At 64.0% G+C, this 784-nt stretch carries 1 protein-coding gene; it reads left to right on the top strand.

The genetic code is table 11. The annotated features are described in order from the left end of the window. A partial coding sequence (locus EOA28_RS37400; protein WP_245501707.1) for an ABC transporter substrate-binding protein occupies positions 1-784 on the top strand: 784 nt, incomplete at both ends.

Genomic DNA, 784 nt, shown 5'->3' with positions numbered 1-784 from the left:
ATCATGCACCGCTCCTACGAGGGCGAGGCCGACCCGAAGAAGGCGCTGGCGATCACCACCGGCCCCTGCGAGCTGGTGAGCTGGGATGCCGAGACCGGCGCGGAAGTAAAGCGCAAGGACAAACCCTGGTGGAAGGGCGAGTTCCATCTCGACGGCATCAAATGGGTCGATTACGGCTCCGACCCCAACGCCATGCTGTCGGCCTTCGAATCCGGCGAGATCGACACCGACCACGAAACCGCATCGGACGCCGTCTCGCACACCGACAAGATGGGCCTGCAGAATTCCGAGATCGCCACCGGCTCGACCATCGTCGCGCGCTTCAATGTCTCCAACGCGCCCTATGACGACGTCAAGCTGCGCCGCGCCGCCCAGCTTGCCGTGGACAATGCGGCCGTGCTGAAGCTCGGCCTCGACGGGCGCGGCAAGCCCGCCGACAACCACCATGTCGGCCCCATGCATCCGGAATTCGCCGATATCGGCCCGGCCAAACGCGACGTCGACCAGGCGAAGAAGCTGATGTCGGAATCGGGCAAGGCCGACCACGAATATGAGCTGATCTCGGTCGACATCGAATGGCAAAAGAGCACCGCGGATGCGATCGCGGCGCAAATCCGCGAGGCGGGCTTCAAGATCAAGCGCACAGTGCTGCCGGCCGCGACCTTCTGGAACGACTGGAGCAAGTTCCCCTATTCCTGCACTGAATGGCTCGGCCGCCCGCTCGGCGTCCAGGTGCTGGCCTTGGCCTATAAATCGGGTGCGGCCTGGAACGAAAGCGCCTATG

The organism is Mesorhizobium sp. M2A.F.Ca.ET.067.02.1.1 (assembly GCF_004023285.1).
In the GTDB taxonomy this organism is placed as follows: Bacteria; Pseudomonadota; Alphaproteobacteria; order Rhizobiales; family Rhizobiaceae; genus Mesorhizobium.
Note: the sequence above shows the minus strand (reverse complement) of the source record. Positions and strands in the feature narration are given on the sequence as shown.